This window comes from Streptomyces sp. NPDC054866 (assembly GCF_053610745.1).
This window is the reverse complement of sequence record NZ_JBSGZA010000003.1, coordinates 858,210-876,835: the sequence shown is the minus strand read 5'-3', so window position 1 is coordinate 876,835 and position 18,626 is coordinate 858,210. Positions and strand designations below refer to the sequence as shown.

Below are 18,626 nucleotides of genomic sequence, written 5' to 3'. Positions count from 1 at the left end.
TCAGCTCCCCGCGCCCGGATGACCGGATGCATGCAACTCGCCCGTGTCCGCGAGGAGTTCGCGGATCGCCGTGGCCACCGTATCCGGATACTCCATCATCGCCACATGCCCCGCGTCCGGCAGCGTGAGCAGCCGTGAGTCACGGAACGCGGCGGCGGCCCTGCGGGCCATGCGGTACGACACGAGCAGATCCTTGCCGCCGTAGATGAGCAGCGTCGGCGCGAGCACCCGCTCCGCCTGCCGCCACAGACCGTGCTGCCCGCCCAGTGTGTACGCGTTCACGATGCCGCGCGCCGAGCGGGCCATCGCGTCCCACATGTACGGGAGGGCGAGCCTGCGCTCCATCTCCCGCACCGCCGCGCTGTAACCCTCCGGCGAGACCCGGCCCGGGTCCCCGTAGCAGAGCGCCATGACGCCGCTGACCCGCTGCTCGGCCGTCCAGTCCTTGGTGAGCCTGGTGAACAGCGCCGCGACGCCGGGCACCGCGAGGAGCCCGGTCGGCACCGCCGTGCGCTGCACCCGCAGCTCCGGGAGCGCGGGCGAGATCAGCGTGAGGGTGCGGACCAGGTCGGGGCGGACGGCGGCGACGCGGGTGGTGATCGCGCCGCCCAGCGAGTTCGCGATCAGATGCACGGGCCCATGCTCGCGCGTGTCCAGATATCGGATCACCGCGCGCGCGTGCCCTGTGACCGAATAGTCGCCGTCGTCCGGCGGCGGCGAGTCGCCGAAGCCCGGAAGATCGAGGGCCGCGCAGTCGACGACATCCTCCAGCAGCGGCATCAGGGCCGACCAGTTCTGCGAGGACCCGCCGAGCCCGTGCACGTACAACGCGGCCGGAAGGCCCTCACGGACCGACGGCCTGGAACGCACCGAAAGCGTGAGCCCAGGAAGGTTGACCGAGTCGAGCCGCTCGCCCGCCGCGACCCCGACGGCACCCGGCTTGGGCGCGACGGAGGCGGCGATCACGTTCGGCAGCTCGGTCGAAGACATGCGGCAATGTTACGAGACGATCACACGGTGGTTCATGTGTTCGCCGTCACAGATCCGGCCGATGTCGCCGGGGGGATCACGCAGAGATCGCCCGGCGACCGCCCGGAGACCGCGCAGAGATCGCCCGTAGGCCACCCGCAGATCGCCTGTAGATCGCCCGCAGATCGCCCAGAGATCGCGTAGCGCCCGGTTCGGCAGTCTCCTACGCTCATAGAAGAGGGCGAACAGGGCACTCGCACCATTAGTCCTCCAGGGAAGAGAGCCACGATGACCGTCGACCCGTCCGACCCCGAGACCTTCGAGGCCGAAGAAACCGCCGACCACAGCACCGAAGCGCCCGAGGCCGACGCCGCGGAGCAGCAGACCGATCTCGCGCCGCGCGAGGACGACTCCTTGCGGGACGCGGACACGGACGCGGCCAACGAGGCAGACCTGGCCGAACAGGCCCGCGTCGTCAGCATCGACGAAGACGACTATCGCTGAGCTGCCCGTGTTTGCCCTGCTACGCACGGCTTTCCCGGGCATCCAGTCCGTGAAATTCTCCGCTCGTACCGCGCACATCACGGTTACCGAAAAGTACGATGGCCGCGCGGCGCACACCGCACATTCACGATCATGGGAGGCGGCGTGACAGCCATCGAGCAGACAGAGGCAGCGCGCCCTCGGGGCACACGCCTGCCGCGTCGTGCCCGACGCAATCAGTTGCTGGGCGCGGCGCAGGAGGTCTTCGTCGCGCAGGGTTACCACGCGGCGGCGATGGACGACATCGCCGAGCGGGCCGGAGTCAGCAAGCCGGTGCTCTACCAGCACTTCCCCGGCAAGCTCGACCTGTATCTCGCCCTGCTCGACCAGCACTGCGAATCACTGCTGCAGTCCGTCCGCACGGCGCTTGCCTCCACCTCGGACAACAAACTGCGCGTCGCGGCCACGATGGACGCGTACTTCGCGTACGTGGAGGACGAGGGCGGCGCCTTCCGCCTCGTCTTCGAGTCCGACCTGACGAACGAGGCCGCGGTCCGCGAGCGCGTGGACCGGGTCACCCTCCAGTGCGCGGAAGCGATCTGCGAGGTCATCGCCGAGGACACGGGCCTGCCCCGTGACGAGGCGATGCTGCTCGCCGTGGGCCTGGGCGGCTACTCCCAGGTGGTCGCCAGGTACTGGCTCGCCAGTGGCAGCACGGTCCCGCGCGACAAGGCGGTGGAGCTGCTCACCTCGCTGGCGTGGCGCGGCATCGCCGGCTTCCCGCTGCACGGCGTGGACGGCCACTGACGCCGGCCGGGAGCCCGGTTTCGCCTTCCCGCGTTCTGTTCCCGATCTCTGTTCGCTACTGGCGTGCAGCGGCGGAAGCATGCGGGTCGCCTCACCGGGCTAATGTGTGCTGAGTACGGCGCGGCAGGCCGCGCACATCACTGACCGTCGGAGGGACAAAGCCGTGGAGGTCAAGATCGGCGTGCAGTACGCGCCCCGCGAGATCGTGCTGGAGAGCGGCCAGAGTGCCGAGGAAGTCGAGCACGCGGTGTCCGAGGCGCTGACCGGCAAGTCGCCGCTGCTGAGCCTCGTGGACGACCACGGCCGCAAGGTCCTGGTTCCGGCCGACCGCCTCGCGTACGTCGAGCTCGGCGAGCCGACCGCGCGCAAGGTGGGTTTCAGCGCCCTGTAGTTCAGGGGCGCGGCACGCAGGACGAAGTACGAGAACGGCCCGGTGGTGACAACCACCGGGCCGTTCTCGTGCGTTGACGCGCGCTCCGCGCAGGGAGGCTCCGGCTCCGGCTCTGTCCCTGGAGGGTTGCATTCCGGCCGCCACGGGTAAGACCGGCTACGACCGTTTTGCACCTGGCCGCGAGGGAGGGAACACCCTGTGATTCTGGAAGCACTCGGATCCGCACTGCTCGGTTTCGCCCTGGCATGGGCCACGGCCCACCGACTGTCCCACCGGCTCCCCGCACGCAGCCTGGTCCTGTCGACGGGGGCCGCGGGCGCCGTGATCGGCGCCTTCGTCACGCACATGGCGCTGGGCGCGGGCCACGCGACCGGCACCATCGTCGGCGCGGTAGCCGTGGCAGCAGCCCTGCTCTCACTCCTGATCCGCCCCAGCCGGGGCCAACTACGCCGTCGCTCGGCGACGGCGTAAGGGGGCGCCCAAAGGGGCGCGAGGAACTGCGCGAGCAACCACAAAACACCCGCAGGCGAAACTCAGCCCGAGCGACTAAGCCGCCAGGCCAAGCGCAGCCATCCGCTTCGTATGCGCCTCGGTGATCCGAGAGAACATCCGCCCGACCTCGGCAAGGTCGAACCCATCGGCAACGCCCCCGACCAGCATGGTCGACAAGGCGTCCCGGTCGGCAACGACCCGCTGCGACTGCGACAGGGCCTCGCCCATGAGCCGCCGCGCCCACAGCGCGAGCCGCCCACCCACACGCGGATCCGCGTCGATCGCGGCCCGCACCTTCTCCACCGCGAAGCTCGCGTGCCCCGTGTCGTCGAGCACACCGAGGACGAGACCACGGGTGTCGCCGTCGAGCCGCGCCGCGACCTCGCGGTAGAAGTCACTGGCGATCGAGTCGCCCACGTACGCCTTGACCAGGCCCTCAAGCCAGTCGGACGGCGCCGTCTGGCGGTGGAAGCCGTCGAGCGCGGCCACGAAGGGCTCCATCGCCTCGGTCGCGTCCGCGCCGATCGCCGAGAGCCGGTCCCGCAACTGCTCGAAGTGGTGGAACTCCGCCGACGCCATCTTCGCCAGCTCCGCCTTGTCGCCGAGCGTCGGCGCCAGCTTCGCGTCCTCGGCGAGCCGCTCGAACGCCGCGAGCTCTCCGTACGCGAGCGCTCCGAGCAGGTCCACGACCGCGGCGCGGTAGTTCGGGTCGGCGGAAGCGGTCTTCCAGTCCTGGGCGGCGATTCCCGTGGGTTCGGCAGGTGTGTCAGCGGCGGTGTCAGGCGTCTCCATAAACCGCACAATAGCCCGCTCGCAGCAACGCGTAAGGGCCTGGTCAGTGACTGTGACGACGACTACGTGACCTTTTCGCCAGACACGGCTGCGAGATTCCGGGGTACAGTGGTAATGCGCCCGCCGAATATTCGACGGGCCGTACGAATGAGGATGCCCGGTCGGAGGCCCGATCGGCTCCGACCCGACAGCCCTCCAGGCGGCCCGCACAGTGCGGACGGCACGAGGAGGGAACCTCAGCGGTACGAGCGCTCGAGCGCAGGCAGTGGTCCCGCGCCCCCGGCCCCGCCCCCCAAGCAGCCGGCGGTAGTGGCACGGTCACGACCCCCAGCGTTCGCCTCGCGCCGCGTCTCACAGAAGAGGCAATGCCCTGACTACGACTTTCCGCGATCTCGGAATTCTCCCCGAGACGGCCGAGGCCCTTGAGGCCGTCGGCATCATCAGCCCTTTCCCCATCCAAGAGATGACGCTCCCCGTCGCGCTCTCGGGCAGCGACGTCATCGGCCAGGCCAAGACCGGCACCGGCAAGACGCTCGGCTTCGGACTCCCGCTCCTGGAGCGCGTCACCGTCCCCGCGGACGTCGAGGCGGGCCGGGCCAAGCCCGAGCAGCTGACCGACGCACCGCAGGCGCTCATCGTCGTCCCCACGCGTGAGCTCTGCCAGCAGGTCACGAACGACCTCCTGACCGCCGGCAAGGCGCGTAATGTCCGCGTCCTCGCCATATACGGCGGCCGTGCCTACGAGCCGCAGGTCGAGGCCCTCAAGAAGGGCATCGACATCGTCGTCGGCACGCCGGGGCGTCTGCTCGACCTCGCGGGCCAGAAGAAGCTCAACCTCAAGCACATCAAGTGCCTGGTCCTCGACGAGGCCGACGAGATGCTCGACCTGGGCTTCCTGCCCGACGTCGAGCGCATCATCAACATGCTTCCGGCCAAGCGCCAGACGATGCTCTTCTCGGCGACCATGCCGGGCGCGGTCATCGGCCTTGCCCGTCGCTACATGTCGCAGCCCACGCACATCCGCGCCACCGCGCCGGACGACGAGGGCCAGACCGTCGCGAACACGAAGCAGCACGTCTTCCGCGCGCACAACATGGACAAGCCCGAGATGGTCTCGCGCATCCTCCAGGCCGAGGGCCGCGGACTCGCGATGATCTTCTGCCGTACGAAGCGGACCGCCGCCGACATCGCCGAGCAGCTCGAGAAGCGCGGCTTCGCCTCGGGCGCCGTGCACGGCGACCTCGGCCAGGGCGCCCGTGAGCAGGCGCTGCGCGCCTTCCGCAACGGCAAGGTGGACGTGCTCGTCTGCACGGACGTCGCCGCGCGCGGCATCGACGTCGGTGGCGTCACGCACGTCATCAACTACCAGTCCCCCGAGGACGAGAAGACGTACCTGCACCGCATCGGCCGCACCGGCCGCGCGGGCGCCAAGGGCATCGCGATCACGCTGGTCGACTGGGACGACATCCCGCGCTGGCAGCTGATCAACAAGGCGCTGAACCTCGGCTTCAACGACCCGGTCGAGACGTACTCCAGCTCTCCTCACCTGTACGAGGAGCTGAGCATCCCGGCGGGCACGAAGGGTGTGCTGCCGCGCACCGAGCGGACCCGTGCCGGGCTGCGCGCCGAGGAGATCGAAGACCTCGGCGAGACCGGCGGCAAGGGTGGCTCGCGCGATCGTGGCGGCCGAGGCCGTGACGGGCGGGACCGTGACCGTGGGCGCGCTTCCGAGCCCGCCCCGGAGCGCGAGCCGCGTGAGGCGCGTACGCCGCGTCGGCGCCGCCGCACCCGGTCGGGTACGCCGCTGGAGACTCCGGCGGTGGCCGCGGCTGAGGTGGTTTCCGCCCCTGAGGCCGAACTGACGGAGCCGCGCACGCCGCGTCGCCGCCGTCGGACGCGGAGCGGTTCTGAGGCTGCGGAGGCCGTGGTCAAGACGGCCGAGTCGGTCGAGACGGTCGAGGCCGTGGAGACTGCCGAGGCCGTAGAGACTCCTGAGACGAAGCCGCGCCGCCGTACGCGCAAGGCCGCCGCGGAGCCGGTTGCCGCCGAGGTGGCAGCGGAGACGCAGGCCGAGGCGAAGCCGCCGCGCAAGCGGACCCGCAAGGCCGCGGAAGCGGTCGTCGATACGGCCGAGGCCGCGGAGACCACCGAGGCCAAGCCGCGCCGCCGTACGCGGAAGGCCGCGGAGCCGGTTGCCGCCGAGGCGGTCGAGGCCGTGGAGACTGCGGAGGCCGTGGAGACTGCTGAGACGAAGCCGCGCCGTCGTACGCGCAAGGCCGCCGCGGAGCCGGTTGTCGCCGAGGTGGCGGCGGAGACGCAGGCCGAAGCGAAGCCGCCGCGCAAGCGGACCCGCAAGGCCGCGGAGGCGGTCGTCGACACGGTCGAGGCCGCGGAGACCGCCGAGGCCAAGCCGCGCCGCCGTACGCGGAAGACCGCGGAGCCGGTCGCCGCCGAGGCGGCGGCGGAGACGCAGGCCGAAGCGAAGCCGCCGCGCAAGCGCACGCGCAAGGCCGCGGAAGCTGTCGTGGACGCCGTCGAGGCGGAGATCCCCGCTCAGTCGACGGAGGAGACGAAGCCGCGCCGCCGTACGCGCAAGGCTGCGGAAGCTCCGGCTGCCACGGAGGAGGCAGCGGTTGCGAAGCCGCGCCGCCGTACGCGCAAGGCGGTGGCGGCGCCGGCCGAGGAGAGCTGAGGCGCTCCGCTGAGTTTCAACGTCTGAGGCCCGGTCCCCTGCGGGGGTGCCGGGCCTTCGCCGTGCCGCTCCCCCTCTCAACTCCGCGCCAGCGTCCGCGAGTTGCGGTCCGCGGCCCCGCTCCCTGTACCGGCGCTTCGCGCCGGATCTTTCCCGCCCACCCACCCGTTTACTCGGCAGTAGCGGAGTGATCGGGGACCTCCCGGCCCGCTCGATCGGTTGTTTCACCGCTGCGGGGTATCGGGTGGGCGGGTGGGAGAGATCCGGCGCGAAGCGCCGGTACAGGTGGCCAACAACCGACGCCAGCTACCCCATCGCCCTGTAGGCGTCGAGACAGCCCCGCCCACCCACCCGCCAAGCCGGCAGCTAGCCTCAAGGCATGAGCAGGCCCCCGACCTTCACCCCGCCCCCCGGCGTCGACGCGCGGCTCCTCCAGACCGTGCGCGGCAGCTTCGCCACCCTGGACGCCCGCCCGGCCGGCGAGGCCAAGGGCACCGTCCTGCTGCTCCCCGGGTTCACCGGGAGCAAGGAGGACTTCATCGCCCTGCTCAGGCCCATCGCCGATGCCGGGTACCGAGCCGTCTCCGTAGACGGCCGGGGGCAGTACGAGACCCCAGGCCCGGCCGACGACGAATTCCCTTACAGCCAGGACGAGTTGGCCCAGGACGTCCTCGCCCAGGCCGACGCCGTCGGCGGCACGCCGCACCTCCTCGGCCACTCCCTCGGAGGGCTCATCGCTCGCGCCGCCACTCTCCGCGCCGCCACCCTCCGCGCCCCCGCGGACACCTTCGCCTCGCTCACCCTGATGGCGTCAGGCCCGGCCCAGATCGCACCCTCACAGCAGGCCCGCGCCAAGATGCTGACGGACGCGCTCGGCGTCCTGTCCATGGCCGAGGCCTGGGCGGCCATCCAGGCCATGGACCCGCCGGAGGAGGCCGACCTCGACGGCGAGGCCCTGCGCCGGCGCTGGCTGCGGCACAGTCCCGCCCAGCTCGTCGCCACCGGCAAGCAGCTCTGCGTCGAGCCCGACCGCGTCACGGAGCTCGCCGCCACGCCCCTGCCCAAGCACGTCATCTCCGGCGAGCGCGACGACACCTGGCCCATCCCCTGGCTCGACGAGATGGCCGAGCGGCTGCGGGCCCACCGCACGGTCATCGCGGGCGCGGAGCACTCCCCCAACACCGACCGCCCCGCGGAGACCGCCGCCGCCCTCATCGCCTTCTGGGACCAGCAGGCCTAGGCCGCTAGCACTGCTCGTACATCTAGTACTGCGTCTGCAAGTGCCCCCAGAAGCCGTCCCGCAGCGCCCGTCTCAGGTCCGACTGCCCCCGCAGGGAGTACGCGAGGAGCTTCTCGGCCTCCACCAGGAGCTCCTGGTCCACGGCCCCCGGCAGGTACGGATGCCCCGGCAGCAGGTCCACCAGCGCCCCGCTCCCCCGCGCGGCCAGCCACTTCGCGGCGATCTGCGCGCCCACGAACCGCACGTCCTCGCGGGAGGGCCGCGGCGTGCCCGCCGTCTCGTACGTCGCCGCGGCGCTGCGCCGGGACACGTACGGCTTGAAGAAATCGAGGTCGAACGTGCGCTGGCTGTCGACCTCCCACAGCAGCGGCTCCGCCTGATTGCGGCCCTCGCTCGCCTCGATGCCCCACAGATGCACCCGCGCGCCGTACCCCTGCGCCGCCTCCACCGCCGATACGAGGTCCTCGTCGCCCCCGATCAGAGCCGCGTCGCTGATCGCGCGGTGCCGGGCGAGTGACTCCAGATCCGTCCGGATGAGGGAATCCACGCCCTTCTGCTGGTTGTTCGCGTTGAGGTTGCCCAGGCGGACCTTGACGTCGGGGAGCTCCGCGATCGACTGCTGCTCCACCGTGTGGATGCGGCGCCGCGCACCGTCGTACCAGTAGACGCGCAGCAGACGGCTGTCCGCGAAGATCGTGCGCGCCTTGTCGATGAACGCATCGATCAGCCCCTCCGCGTCCAGGTCGAAGGCGCGCCGGTCCTCCGTGCCGACCGCGAGCCGCCCCGCCGCCGCGTACACATATCCGGCGTCGACGAAGATCGCGTGCGTGGACGGTGTCTTCGCCACCTCGGCGAGCATGCGCTCGAGGAGTCCGTTGGCGCGCTCCAGCTGGGCACTGATCTGGGCGCTGATCTCGATCTCGTCGTTCATTGGGGCTCATTGTCCTGCTGGTCACGCAGCGAACACAACTGGTCTCGCTACTCGTGAGTAATTAGTCTGTCGAAAAATTTCCTTAGCGTAGGGAATGTTTGCTGGGGGCAACTCGTTCTACCCATATGGAACGCCGGACACTGCTGTCCCGGCGGCCGCAACTCCAGTAGTTCTCCTTCAGGAGGATGACCAGACGAAGGGAGAAGCCCTATGCGCTTCGAAATCATGCGACTCGACGACGTCGACGGCGCCGCCGTGGACCGGACCGTCGTAGACGCCGCCTCCGTCAATCGGATCGTGCAGCAGGCCGCAGCGATCGGCCAGCGCATCTATATCCGCCCGGCCGAATCCCCGGCCTCGTAACGCACACGTTGCACTGACAGGTTGAAGGGCCCCCGTACACCTTTGGTACGGGGGCCCTTGGCATGCCCGGGGGGCTCACGCGGGGCGGCCCGCGCCCAGCTCAGCCCGCCCTAACCGCCGTTGATCACCTGCGTCACGCCGTTGATGATCTGCTGCACCGCGATCGCGGAGAGCATCATGCCCGCGAGCCGCGTCACCAGGACGACGCCGCCGTCCTTGATGACCCGGATGATCAGCAGCGAGTAGCGCATCACCAGCCACAGCACGACGTGCATCGCCACGATCGCCGCCCATACGGAGAGCTGCGTGCCGAGGCTGTCGGCGTCCTGGACGGCCAGGATGACGGAGACGATCGCGCCGGGACCCGCGAGCAGCGGCATGCCGAGCGGCACGAGGGCAACGTTGACGTCCTTGGTCTGCTTCGGCTCGTCCGTCTTGCCGGTGAGCAGGTCGAGCGCGATCAGCAGGAGCAGCAGACCGCCCGCGATCATCAGCGCGGGGACGGAGACATGCAGGTAGTCGAGGATCTGATGACCGAGGACCCCGAAGACCGCGATCACGCCGAAGGCGACGCACACGGCCTGGAAGGCCATCTTCCGCTGCACCTTGGCGGGGCGCCCGGAGGTGAGTCCGAGGAAGATCGGGGTGATCCCAGGGGGATCCATGATCACAAAAAGGGTGAGAAAGAGGGATCCGAAGACGGCGACGTCGAACACAGTGATGGCCTTGCAGTGAAGTGAGTCGTACGAAAATGCCGCGCGAGGGCGGCGGGAAGGGTGGGGAAGCGAGCGCTACGCGCCCGGGCGTCCGCCCGCGCCCGGCACCGGGAACGCTCCGGTCGCCCTGCGCGTGATCTCCCCGTAGATCTCGGGGTCGGTGGTGAACTCCCCGAGCACACAGGTCTTGCGGCTGCCGTGGTAGTCGCTCGACCCCGTGGCCAGCAGACCGAGGTCCGCGGCGAGGCCGTGCAGCCGGGTGCGGGTGGCCGGGTCGTGGTCCATGTGGTCGGCCTCGATGCCGTCGAGACCGGCGGCTGCCAGCGCCGCTATCGCGGCCTCGGGCACCACCTGGCCGCGCTTGACGGCCGCGGGGTGCGCGAAGACGGTGACGCCGCCCGCGGCCTTGACCAGGCGGATCGCGTCGAAGGGGTCCAGTTCGTGCTTCGCGGCGTACGCGCGGCCGCCGTCGGCGAGCCAGTCCGGCGTGAACGCGTCCGAGACGGTGGGCACGACGCCCAGTTCCACCAGGGCCTCGGCGATGTGCGGGCGGCCGACCGAGCCGTCGCCCGCGATGCGCGCGACCTGCTCCCAGGTGACCGGGACGCCGAGCTCCTGGAGCTTGCCGACCATCGTCTTCGCGCGGGGCACCCGGTCGTCGCGCACGAGCTCGCGCTCACGGGCGAGTTCGGGCTCGTCGGGGTCGAAGAGGTAGGCCAGCATGTGCAGGCCGACGCCGTCGAGGCGGCAGGAGAGTTCGGCGCCGGTGACGAGGGTGAGGCCTGCGGGGAGCGCCGCGACGGCTTCCGCGTACCCGCGGGTGGTGTCGTGGTCCGTGAGCGCGACGACGTCGAGGCCGGCGGCGGCAGCGTTGCGCACCAACTGCGCCGGGGTGTCCGTGCCGTCGGAAGCGGTGGAGTGGGTGTGCAGGTCGATGCGCACGACGCGGACTCCAGGCTCTGAACGGGGCGGACGAGGGGACGCTCAAGGATAACGGGACTCGAACGTTCCACCGCCCGCCACAGAGGAGACACCCCTCACGGCACCGGCAGCGGGCCCCTCGGCGGCGGCAGCTCCCTCACGGCATGAGAATCCGCGGCGATAGCGCCCCGCACGGCAGCAGGTCCACCTCTGCACCCGCGTCCCGCAGGTCGGTGAGCACCAGCTCGTCGTACATCAGAAGTCCCGACTGCTCCGGCCAGGCGATCGCCCACAGCCACAGGCCGCGTGCCTCGCCCGCGAAGACCGCGCGGTCGTCCGGCGTGCCCGCCACATGCCACATCGGGGTCGGCCTGCCCGCGGCGAGGAGCTTGGCCTGCGGCGGCTTCTCGACGTTCAGATACGGACCGGGGTCCGGGCCGTCGATGCCCGCATACCGCGCGCCGAGGCCGACGCCGAGCTCCTCGGCGACCAGGACCAGCTCGCCCATGCCGCCGAGCGGCGCGGGACCCGAGCAGGCCACGGCGGTCGCACGGCCGCCGCTGCGGTCGTCGCCCGCGCAGGCCACGCCCGTGAACAGCCAGCCGACCGGCAGCGGCCACGGCATCCACACCGGCACCTGAGCGCGATGCACCACGACCTGGAGGGCCTCGACGCTGGGCGGGATCACAGGTTGCAGCGGATGCACCGTCCCGTGCACATCGCACTGCCAGGAGTCGGCAAAGAGACCGGGAGCCCTGACCCGGCCACCACACTTCGGGCAACTGGGTTCGCCCCTCATAGCGACCAACGGTCCTCCCCGGTCGTCGCCCCGTCAAGGACGATCACCCGTCCGGTGGCCCTGTCACCAGGGGAAACTAGATGTAGCTTGCACCTTTTAGCTTGGCTAACTAATATGTGTATACGTCAACGATCTCGAAGGAAGCCGCTGAAGGAGCAGGCATGAACAGCAGTACAAGAGGTCCCGCCGGAGCGGACCCGTTCGACGAGGGAGCGACCAGTCTCCTGCGCCAGCCGAAGGCCGTCTGGGCCACCGCCGGCGCCTCCGTCGTCGCCTTCATGGGCATCGGGCTCGTCGACCCGATCCTCCCCTCCATCGCCAAGGGCCTGGACGCCTCCGCCAGCCAGGTCTCCCTGCTCTTCACCTCGTACTTCCTGATCACCGCCGTCGCGATGCTGGTGACCGGCTTCGTCTCGAGCCGGATCGGCGGCAAGAAGACCCTGTTGCTCGGCCTCGCGCTCGTCGTGGTCTTCGCGGGGCTCGCGGGCACCTCGGGTTCGGTCGGCGAGCTCGTCGGGTTCCGCGCGGGATGGGGGCTCGGCAACGCGCTCTTCGTGTCGACCGCCCTCGCGGTCATCGTCGGCGCTGCGGCCGGCGGCAGCGCCGCCGCGATCCTGCTCTACGAGTCGGCGCTCGGCCTCGGCATGGCGTGCGGGCCGCTGCTCGGCGCGGTGCTCGGCAACGCGAGCTGGCGCTACCCGTTCTTCGGCACGGCTGTCCTGATGGCGGTCGGCTTCCTGTGCATCACGGCGTTCCTCAAGGAACAGCCGAAGCCCGCCCAGAAGACGTCCCTGCTCGCGCCGATCAAGGCCCTCGGTCACGGCGGGCTCGCCTCGGCCGCCGCCTCCGCCTTCTTCTACAACTACACGTTCTTCACGGTCCTGGCCTTCACGCCGTTCGTCCTGAACATGACCCCGTACAAGTCGGGCGCCATCTTCTTCGCCTGGGGTCTGCTGCTCGCGGTCTTCTCGGTGCTCGTGGCCCCGCGACTGCAAGCCAGGCTCGGCTCGCTGAAGGTGCTCGGCGGTTCGCTCGTGCTGCTCGCGGCCGACGTGCTGGTGCTCGGGTACGGGAACCACGCCACGGCCATCGTCTGCACGATCCTGTCCGGCGCCTTCATCGGCGTGAACAACACCGTCTACACCGAGCTCGCGCTCGGCGTATCCGACGCGCCGCGCCCGGTGGCCAGCGCCGGTTACAACTTCGTCCGGTGGTTCGCGGCGGCCGCCGCCCCGTTCTTCGCGCCGAAGATCGAGGAGTGGAGCGACATCCACATCCCCTTCGTGGTGGCGGCCGTCACGGCGGTGCTCGGCGCGGTCGTGGTCTGGGCCCGCAAGGACTCCCTCACCCACGAAGCCGAGGAGCTCGAACCGAAGCACGCCACGGAGGACAGCGTCACCGTCTTCGCCAACTGAGCCGCCCCGAACGGGACTTCAGTCCATGGACAGGGACACGGACTTGCGCAGCGGATCGCGCAGGTCCGTCCCGCTGTTCAGCCAGCGCTCCTGGAGGGCCTGCGCGCCGTGCACCCGCTTCCACGCGCCCTCGTTCGGCGTCATGGGCAGCAGCGGAAGGAACCGTACGGGCTCCATCGGCTCGTCGAGCTCCAGGTCCTCCACCAGCCCGCCCGGCTCCGCGACGAGGACCGACGTGAACTGCGCGCCGGGCCACAGCGGTTCACCCACGTCGAGCGAGGCACCGGGGGCCACGATCAGGCCCTCGACCTGCGGCGAAGCGGCCAGTACGGCGAGGGGGCGCAGCACCTTGTCCGTGTCGGCGACGCCGCCCCGCACCGAGAGGATCAGCTCCGCGCGCGGGCCCTTGACCGAGTCGGCCAGCGGAGCGGTGGGGTCAGCCATCGGCTGAGCCGACATGCCGAGAGTGGCGTATCTGACCACGTCCCCGTCCGTGAAACGCAGCACTTCGACGCGGTCGGTGCCGAGGAAGGTCACCGCGGCGCGGGCGTCCGGTTCACCGAGGCCAGTGCGGAGACGGGCTTCGACCAGAGCAAGAACATCAGCCATGACGCGAGCATAGAACTCGTCAGGGGTGGGTAAAGGCGGGGCTTGACTCTTCAGTCGGCTGATAGTGTTGGCCGCTGGTTCCGGGCAGCACGCAGAGCGCGCTTTCAAGCCCGGGCAGATGACTTCGCGCGCTACGCGCTTGGGACTTCCCCTACGGGGGACCGGCCGGAGGAGGTGGGGCTGCCATGGATCGAAGTCGACCGTGCAGTACCACCCGTTCTTCCGTCTGACACCTCACGCAGCCCTGTAGCTGCCACTGTGCGCCTGTACTCCCCGTACTCGCGTGCGACGGAAGAGCACTTCGTTTCCACCTGATCTCTCTGAGTTCTCTGATCTGAGTCAGTAGCGAAGCTGCCACCGCGATGGTGCGGTGCTCCCCGCTTTGTGGACGTGCCAAACACCCACAGCAGGACGTCCCCATTCCGGGTAGTTCCAACCGTCGCCGGCGGCCTCCGTCAAAGGAGCCTGCCCATGTCGATGATCCGTGACCTTCGCGCCGCCGTCCGTCCCTCGCTCCGCAAGGACGGCAGCGCCTACAGCTCGTACGACACCACGCGCGACCCCACCGCCGCCTCCGCCGTCGTCGACTGCGCCGTCTACCGCGACGGCCGCCGCGCGGCCTGCGACGACACGCTCACGCCGCACGAGGCGATGCTCCAGGTGCGGCGCGACGGCGGCTTCGCCTGGATCGGTCTGCACGAGCCGACCGAGGAGGAATTCTCCGGTATCGCCGCCGAGTTCGGGCTGCACCCCCTCGCCGTCGAGGACGCGGTGCACGCACACCAGCGGCCCAAGCTGGAGCGCTACGACGACACGCTCTTCACCGTCTTCAAGACCATCCACTACGTCGAGCACGCCGAACTCACCGCCACCAGCGAGATCGTGGAGACCGGCGAGGTGATGTGCTTCACCGGCCGGGACTTCTTCATCACCGTGCGGCACGGCGGCCACGGCTCGCTGCGCGCCCTGCGGCGCCGGCTCCAGGAGGAGCCCGAGCTCCTCGCCAAGGGACCCTCCGCGGTCCTGCACACCATCGCCGACCACGTCGTCGACGGCTATCTCGCGGTCGCCGACGCGATGCAGGACGACATCGACGAGGTGGAGACCGAGGTCTTCTCCGCCCCGAGCAAGGGCAAGGGTTCCGCGCGCGGTGTCGACGCCGGGCGCATCTACCAGCTCAAGCGCGAGGTCCTGGAGTTCAAGCGGGCCGTCTCGCCGCTGCTTCGGCCCATGCTGCTCCTGAGCGAGCGGCCGATGCGGCTCGTCGACCCGGACATCCAGAAGTACTTCCGTGACGTCGCCGACCACCTGGCCCGCGTCCAGGAGCAGGTCGTCGGCTTCGACGAACTGCTCAACTCGATCCTCCAGGCCAACCTCGCGCAGGCCGCTGTCGCGCAGAACGAGGACATGCGCAAGATCACCTCCTGGGCGGCGATCATCGCCGTGCCGACGGCGGTCTGCGGGGTCTACGGCATGAACTTCGACTACATGCCCGAGCTGCACTGGCGGTTCGGCTACCCGATGGTGCTCGGCCTCATCGGCGGCGTCTGCTACGCCATCCACCGCACCCTGAAGCGCAACGGCTGGCTCTAGGCCCTGTCGGTGCCCGGAACCCCGCAGCACCCCACTCGGTAGGCTGCGCGCATGACAGAAACGCTGCTCGCCCAGGCCCTCCTGGAAGAGGCCACCAAGAAGTCGGGCCTCATCTGGGTGCGCGGCGAAGAACCTGCCCGTGCCCTGTGGCACGTGTGGCACGAGGGTGCGGCGCACGTCATCGGCGACGGCCCCGGCGAGCAGCCGCTGCCGGGTCTCGTCGACGGCGGCACCGCCGAAGTGACCGTACGCAGCAAGGACAAGGGCGGTCGTCTCCTCGCCTGGACGGCGCTCGTGACCGAGCTCGCGCCGCGCTCCGAGGCGTGGGAGGCGGCCGTCGCCGAGCTCAAGGGCAAGCGCCTGAACGCACCCGACGGGGAGCGGATGCCGCAGCGCTGGGCGGACGAGTGCCGGGTCGTCAGGCTCACCCCGCGGGACACGATCACCGACCTGCCCGACGGCTCCCTCGCGGCCCCGCCCCTGCCGACCCCGGCGACCACCCGGCAGCCGGTGCCGGAGGCGCTGCCCCGGCTGCTGTTCAAGCGGAAGAGGCGGCGCGGCTAGCGCGTCCGCGCGCCCTCAGGAGTCGGGCAGCTGCTCGCCGTAGTCCACCATCTCGTCCTTCTCCGGCTCGCTGAGGGGGAAGTCCCTGCCCCAGTCGCTGAGCCGCAGGGTGCCCGCGTCGCCCGCGCGCACCAGGCGCAGCGGGTAGGGCTTGCCCTTGAGGGAGACGTCCAGGGTGCCGCCCGCGCCCTTGTCGCCGGTGATCTTGATGCTGGGGTTGCCGGACGTCGTGCCGCGCTCGCCGGTGGCCAGCTTGCCGTGCAGGGTGAGCATGCCCTCCAGGAGGACATCCTTGTCGGTGAAGCCGCTCAGCTGCTGGTAGGACGCGTCTTCTTCGGGGACCTTCACGTACTTGCCGTCGAGCTTGGCCGCGGCGGCGTCGTCGTCCGCCTTGCCGGGCTTCTGGCCGCCCTTGGCGTCCTCGTGGGTCCAGAAGGCCGAGTCGGCCATCAGGAAGAGCTGCTTGCCCACGCGCAGCAGCTGGAAGGTCTCACCCTTCGATGTGACCGAGCCGGTGCCGCCCTCGTCCTTGAGCCGCATGTCGAGCTTGTACGTATGGCCCTTGCTGACCACCGTGCCCGAGAGCCGCACCGCGGGCGCCGCGTCGGCGGCCGCGCGGGACTTGCTCTGGATCTTCGCGGCGGAGAGTTTGCCGATGCCGTTCGTGCCCGCGTCAGGGTCCGCCTCGCTGCTGCACCCGGTCAGACCTGTGACCCCCAGGACGAGACCCGCGCACATCACGCTCACGAGTGCCGTCTTGCGGGTACGGCGGACCGGGGGAATCGCTGACACAGGGGGCGCTGCCTCTCGTGGGGACGACGGCTACGGCTACGGCAGTACGGCAGCGTACCCGTGCTGACCAGTTGGATCGTCGTCAGTCCTGCCGGACGCTCCGCCGGGGCGTATCCGACCGGGACGGGCTAGCCTGAAGCCCGCATTGCTCGACAGAACGCCAGAAAAAGGACCGCGAGCGGAGGAGGCGCGTGCAATGGCGGCAAGCGCCTCCCGGGTCTTCGTCTCCCATCTGGCCGGTACCGCCGTCTTCGACCCGAACGGCGACCAGGTGGGCCGGGTGCGCGACCTGGTGGCGATGCTCCGCGTGCAGCGCAGACCGCCCCGACTCCTCGGCCTCGTCGTGGAGCTGTCCACGCGGCGCCGCATCTTCCTGCCGATGACCCGCGTGACGGGCATCGAGACGGGCCAGGTCATCACGACCGGCGTACTGAACGTGCGGCGATTCGAGCAGCGGCCCACCGAGCGCCTCGTGCTCGGCGAGATGCTCGACCGGCGGGTCAGGCTCGTCGAGTCGGACGAGGAGGTGACCGTCCTCGACGTGTCGGTGCAGCAGCTGCCGGCCCGCCGCGACTGGGAGATCGACCGGGTCTTCGTACGCAAGGGCAAGGGCGGCACCTTCCGGCGCAAGGGGGAGACGCTCACCGTCGAGTGGTCGGCCGTGGACGGCTTCTCCCTGGAGGAGCACGGCCAGGGCGCCGAGAGCCTGCTCGCCACCTTCGAACAGCTGCGCCCAGCCGACCTCGCCAACGTCCTGCACCACCTGACGCCGAAACGGCGGGCGGAAGTCGCCACCGCCCTCGACGACGACCGGCTCGCCGACGTCCTCGAAGAGCTCCCCGAGGACGACCAGATCGAGATCCTCGGCAAGCTCAAGGAGGAGCGCGCCGCCGACGTCCTGGAGGCGATGGACCCGGACGACGCCGCCGACCTGCTCGCCGAGCTGCCCGAGGACGACAAGGAGCGGCTGCTGACGCTGATGCAGCCGGACGACGCGGCCGACGTGCGGCGCCTGATGGCGTACGAGGAGCGCACCGCCGGCGGTCTGATGACGACCGAGCCGATCGTGCTCAGGCCGGACGCGACGGTCGCGGACGCCCTCGCGCGGGTGCGCCAGCAGGACCTGTCCCCCGCGCTCGCCGCACAGGTCTACGTGTGCCGCCCGCCGGACGAGACGCCGACGGGCAAGTACCTGGGCACCGTGCACTTCCAGCGGCTCCTGCGTGATCCGCCGTACACGCTGGTCAGCTCGATCCTCGACGACGATCTGCAGACGCTCCTGCCGCAGACCGTGCTGCCGCAGGTCGCCGGGTTCTTCGCCACGTACGACATGGTGGCGGCCCCCGTCGTCGACGAGAGCGGCTCGCTGCTCGGCGCGGTCACCGTCGACGACGTACTCGACCACATGCTGCCGGACGATTGGCGCGAGACCGAGTTCCACCAGGAGGAGGAAGCGCGCCATGCCGCCGGCTGACCGGGAGCGGGACACCCGCGTCGAGCCGCGGACCGCCCCGCGCTTCCGGCTCGACCAGCCGCGGCCGCCGCGCCGCAAGTTCCTGCCGGAGTACGACCCCGAGGCCTTCGGGCGGCTGTCCGAGCGGATCGCGCGGTTCCTGGGCACGGGGCGCTTCATCGTCTGGATGACGGTCACCATCATCGTGTGGGTCTGCTGGAACGTCTGGGCGCCCGAGATCCTGCGCTTCGACCCCTTCCCCTTCCTGTTCCTGACCCTCGCGCTCTCCCTCCAGGCGTCCTACGCGGCTCCGCTGATCCTGCTCGCGCAGAACCGGCAGGACGACCGGGACCGGGTCAACCTCGAACAGGACCGCAAACAGAACGAGCGCTCCATCGCGGACACCGAGTATCTGAGCCGCGAGATCGCCTCGCTGCGCATGGGCCTCGGCGAGGTGGCCACCCGCGACTGGATCCGTTCCGAACTCCAGGACCTGGTCAGGGAGCTGGAGGAGCAGCGCAGGGGGAACCGCGTCGTATTCCCGGCCGAGGAGAGCGGCGGGCGTGATGTAGGCGACCGTTGACGGCTCTTTCCGGGGGACGGT

At 70.3% G+C, this 18,626-nt stretch carries 20 protein-coding genes; 12 read left to right on the top strand and 8 right to left on the bottom strand.

Annotation, left to right across the window (positions count from 1 at the left end):
* Nucleotides 1-990: an alpha/beta fold hydrolase gene (locus ACWGI2_RS19385; RefSeq protein ID WP_453696495.1), complete on the bottom strand. Its 990-nt coding sequence runs from the start codon at nucleotides 988-990 to the stop codon at nucleotides 1-3.
* Between the two features lie 267 nt (nucleotides 991-1,257).
* On the opposite strand from ACWGI2_RS19385, the gene ACWGI2_RS19380 reads away from it, so the two are divergent.
* The 4 genes from ACWGI2_RS19380 to ACWGI2_RS19365 all read left to right on the top strand — a co-directional run bounded on the left by ACWGI2_RS19380 (nucleotide 1,258) and on the right by ACWGI2_RS19365 (nucleotide 3,121).
* Nucleotides 1,258-1,473, top strand: coding sequence for a hypothetical protein (locus ACWGI2_RS19380; protein WP_453397805.1), 216 nt, complete (start codon nucleotides 1,258-1,260; stop codon nucleotides 1,471-1,473).
* 144 nt (nucleotides 1,474-1,617) lie between these two features.
* Nucleotides 1,618-2,259: a TetR family transcriptional regulator gene (locus tag ACWGI2_RS19375; RefSeq protein ID WP_160507089.1), complete on the top strand. Its 642-nt coding sequence runs from the start codon at nucleotides 1,618-1,620 to the stop codon at nucleotides 2,257-2,259.
* A 163-nt stretch (nucleotides 2,260-2,422) separates the two neighbouring features.
* Nucleotides 2,423-2,650, top strand: coding sequence for a DUF3107 domain-containing protein (locus ACWGI2_RS19370; RefSeq protein WP_055565193.1), 228 nt, complete (start codon nucleotides 2,423-2,425; stop codon nucleotides 2,648-2,650).
* 198 nt (nucleotides 2,651-2,848) lie between these two features.
* Nucleotides 2,849-3,121 carry a hypothetical protein gene (locus tag ACWGI2_RS19365; RefSeq protein ID WP_453696493.1) on the top strand — a complete coding sequence of 91 codons (273 nt, stop codon included), beginning with the start codon at nucleotides 2,849-2,851 and terminating at the stop codon, nucleotides 3,119-3,121.
* Nucleotides 3,122-3,196: 75 nt separating this feature from the next.
* Here the strand turns inward: ACWGI2_RS19365 and ACWGI2_RS19360 are convergent, their stop codons facing one another.
* A complete protein-coding gene (locus ACWGI2_RS19360) occupies nucleotides 3,197-3,934 on the bottom strand; it encodes a ferritin-like fold-containing protein (protein ID WP_453397803.1) in 738 nt (245 codons plus the stop codon).
* A 463-nt stretch (nucleotides 3,935-4,397) separates the two neighbouring features.
* On the opposite strand from ACWGI2_RS19360, the gene ACWGI2_RS19355 reads away from it, so the two are divergent.
* Both ACWGI2_RS19355 and ACWGI2_RS19350 read left to right on the top strand, forming a co-directional pair.
* Nucleotides 4,398-6,626, top strand: coding sequence for a DEAD/DEAH box helicase (locus tag ACWGI2_RS19355; RefSeq protein ID WP_453696492.1), 2,229 nt, complete (start codon nucleotides 4,398-4,400; stop codon nucleotides 6,624-6,626).
* A 379-nt stretch (nucleotides 6,627-7,005) separates the two neighbouring features.
* Nucleotides 7,006-7,866 carry an alpha/beta fold hydrolase gene (locus ACWGI2_RS19350; protein WP_453696490.1) on the top strand — a complete coding sequence of 287 codons (861 nt, stop codon included), beginning with the start codon at nucleotides 7,006-7,008 and terminating at the stop codon, nucleotides 7,864-7,866.
* A gap of 22 nt (nucleotides 7,867-7,888) precedes the next feature.
* Here the strand turns inward: ACWGI2_RS19350 and ACWGI2_RS19345 are convergent, their stop codons facing one another.
* The gene (locus ACWGI2_RS19345; protein WP_453696489.1) at nucleotides 7,889-8,797 is read right to left on the bottom strand and encodes an NYN domain-containing protein; all 909 of its coding nucleotides are present in this window, start codon (nucleotides 8,795-8,797) and stop codon (nucleotides 7,889-7,891) included.
* 210 nt (nucleotides 8,798-9,007) lie between these two features.
* Here ACWGI2_RS19345 and ACWGI2_RS19340 point away from each other — a divergent pair, with 210 nt between their 5' ends.
* On the top strand, nucleotides 9,008-9,160 hold the full coding sequence (locus ACWGI2_RS19340) for a hypothetical protein (protein WP_167829028.1): 153 nt from the start codon (nucleotides 9,008-9,010) through the stop codon (nucleotides 9,158-9,160).
* Between the two features lie 110 nt (nucleotides 9,161-9,270).
* Here ACWGI2_RS19340 and ACWGI2_RS19335 read toward each other — a convergent pair whose 3' ends face one another.
* The 3 genes from ACWGI2_RS19335 to ACWGI2_RS19325 form a co-directional block, all read right to left on the bottom strand.
* Nucleotides 9,271-9,876 carry a MarC family protein gene (locus tag ACWGI2_RS19335; protein ID WP_453696487.1) on the bottom strand — a complete coding sequence of 202 codons (606 nt, stop codon included), beginning with the start codon at nucleotides 9,874-9,876 and terminating at the stop codon, nucleotides 9,271-9,273.
* A 75-nt stretch (nucleotides 9,877-9,951) separates the two neighbouring features.
* The gene (locus ACWGI2_RS19330; RefSeq protein WP_453696486.1) at nucleotides 9,952-10,818 is read right to left on the bottom strand and encodes a PHP domain-containing protein; all 867 of its coding nucleotides are present in this window, start codon (nucleotides 10,816-10,818) and stop codon (nucleotides 9,952-9,954) included.
* Between the two features lie 136 nt (nucleotides 10,819-10,954).
* Nucleotides 10,955-11,596, bottom strand: a complete 642-nt coding sequence (locus ACWGI2_RS19325) for a DUF6758 family protein (RefSeq protein WP_249587912.1) — start codon at nucleotides 11,594-11,596, stop codon at nucleotides 10,955-10,957.
* Between the two features lie 161 nt (nucleotides 11,597-11,757).
* On the opposite strand from ACWGI2_RS19325, the gene ACWGI2_RS19320 reads away from it, so the two are divergent.
* Entirely contained in the window at nucleotides 11,758-13,011 is a 1,254-nt protein-coding gene (locus tag ACWGI2_RS19320; RefSeq protein WP_453696485.1) for an MFS transporter, read from the top strand.
* Nucleotides 13,012-13,029: 18 nt separating this feature from the next.
* Here the strand turns inward: ACWGI2_RS19320 and ACWGI2_RS19315 are convergent, their stop codons facing one another.
* On the bottom strand, nucleotides 13,030-13,620 hold the full coding sequence (locus ACWGI2_RS19315; RefSeq protein WP_453696484.1) for a suppressor of fused domain protein: 591 nt from the start codon (nucleotides 13,618-13,620) through the stop codon (nucleotides 13,030-13,032).
* A gap of 471 nt (nucleotides 13,621-14,091) precedes the next feature.
* Here ACWGI2_RS19315 and ACWGI2_RS19310 point away from each other — a divergent pair, with 471 nt between their 5' ends.
* Both ACWGI2_RS19310 and ACWGI2_RS19305 read left to right on the top strand, forming a co-directional pair.
* A complete protein-coding gene (locus ACWGI2_RS19310) occupies nucleotides 14,092-15,213 on the top strand; it encodes a magnesium and cobalt transport protein CorA (RefSeq protein ID WP_453696483.1) in 1,122 nt (373 codons plus the stop codon).
* Nucleotides 15,214-15,264: 51 nt separating this feature from the next.
* Nucleotides 15,265-15,777: a hypothetical protein gene (locus tag ACWGI2_RS19305; protein WP_453696482.1), complete on the top strand. Its 513-nt coding sequence runs from the start codon at nucleotides 15,265-15,267 to the stop codon at nucleotides 15,775-15,777.
* A gap of 15 nt (nucleotides 15,778-15,792) precedes the next feature.
* Here the strand turns inward: ACWGI2_RS19305 and ACWGI2_RS19300 are convergent, their stop codons facing one another.
* Nucleotides 15,793-16,569 carry a hypothetical protein gene (locus ACWGI2_RS19300; protein ID WP_453397795.1) on the bottom strand — a complete coding sequence of 259 codons (777 nt, stop codon included), beginning with the start codon at nucleotides 16,567-16,569 and terminating at the stop codon, nucleotides 15,793-15,795.
* Between the two features lie 196 nt (nucleotides 16,570-16,765).
* Here ACWGI2_RS19300 and ACWGI2_RS19295 point away from each other — a divergent pair, with 196 nt between their 5' ends.
* Nucleotides 16,766-18,043 carry a magnesium transporter MgtE N-terminal domain-containing protein gene (locus ACWGI2_RS19295; protein WP_453397794.1) on the top strand — a complete coding sequence of 426 codons (1,278 nt, stop codon included), beginning with the start codon at nucleotides 16,766-16,768 and terminating at the stop codon, nucleotides 18,041-18,043.
* Entirely contained in the window at nucleotides 18,030-18,605 is a 576-nt protein-coding gene (locus ACWGI2_RS19290) for a DUF1003 domain-containing protein (protein ID WP_453397793.1), read from the top strand. Before ACWGI2_RS19295 ends, ACWGI2_RS19290 begins: the two co-directional genes overlap by 14 nt.
* The last annotated feature ends 21 nt before the right edge of the window (nucleotides 18,606-18,626 follow it).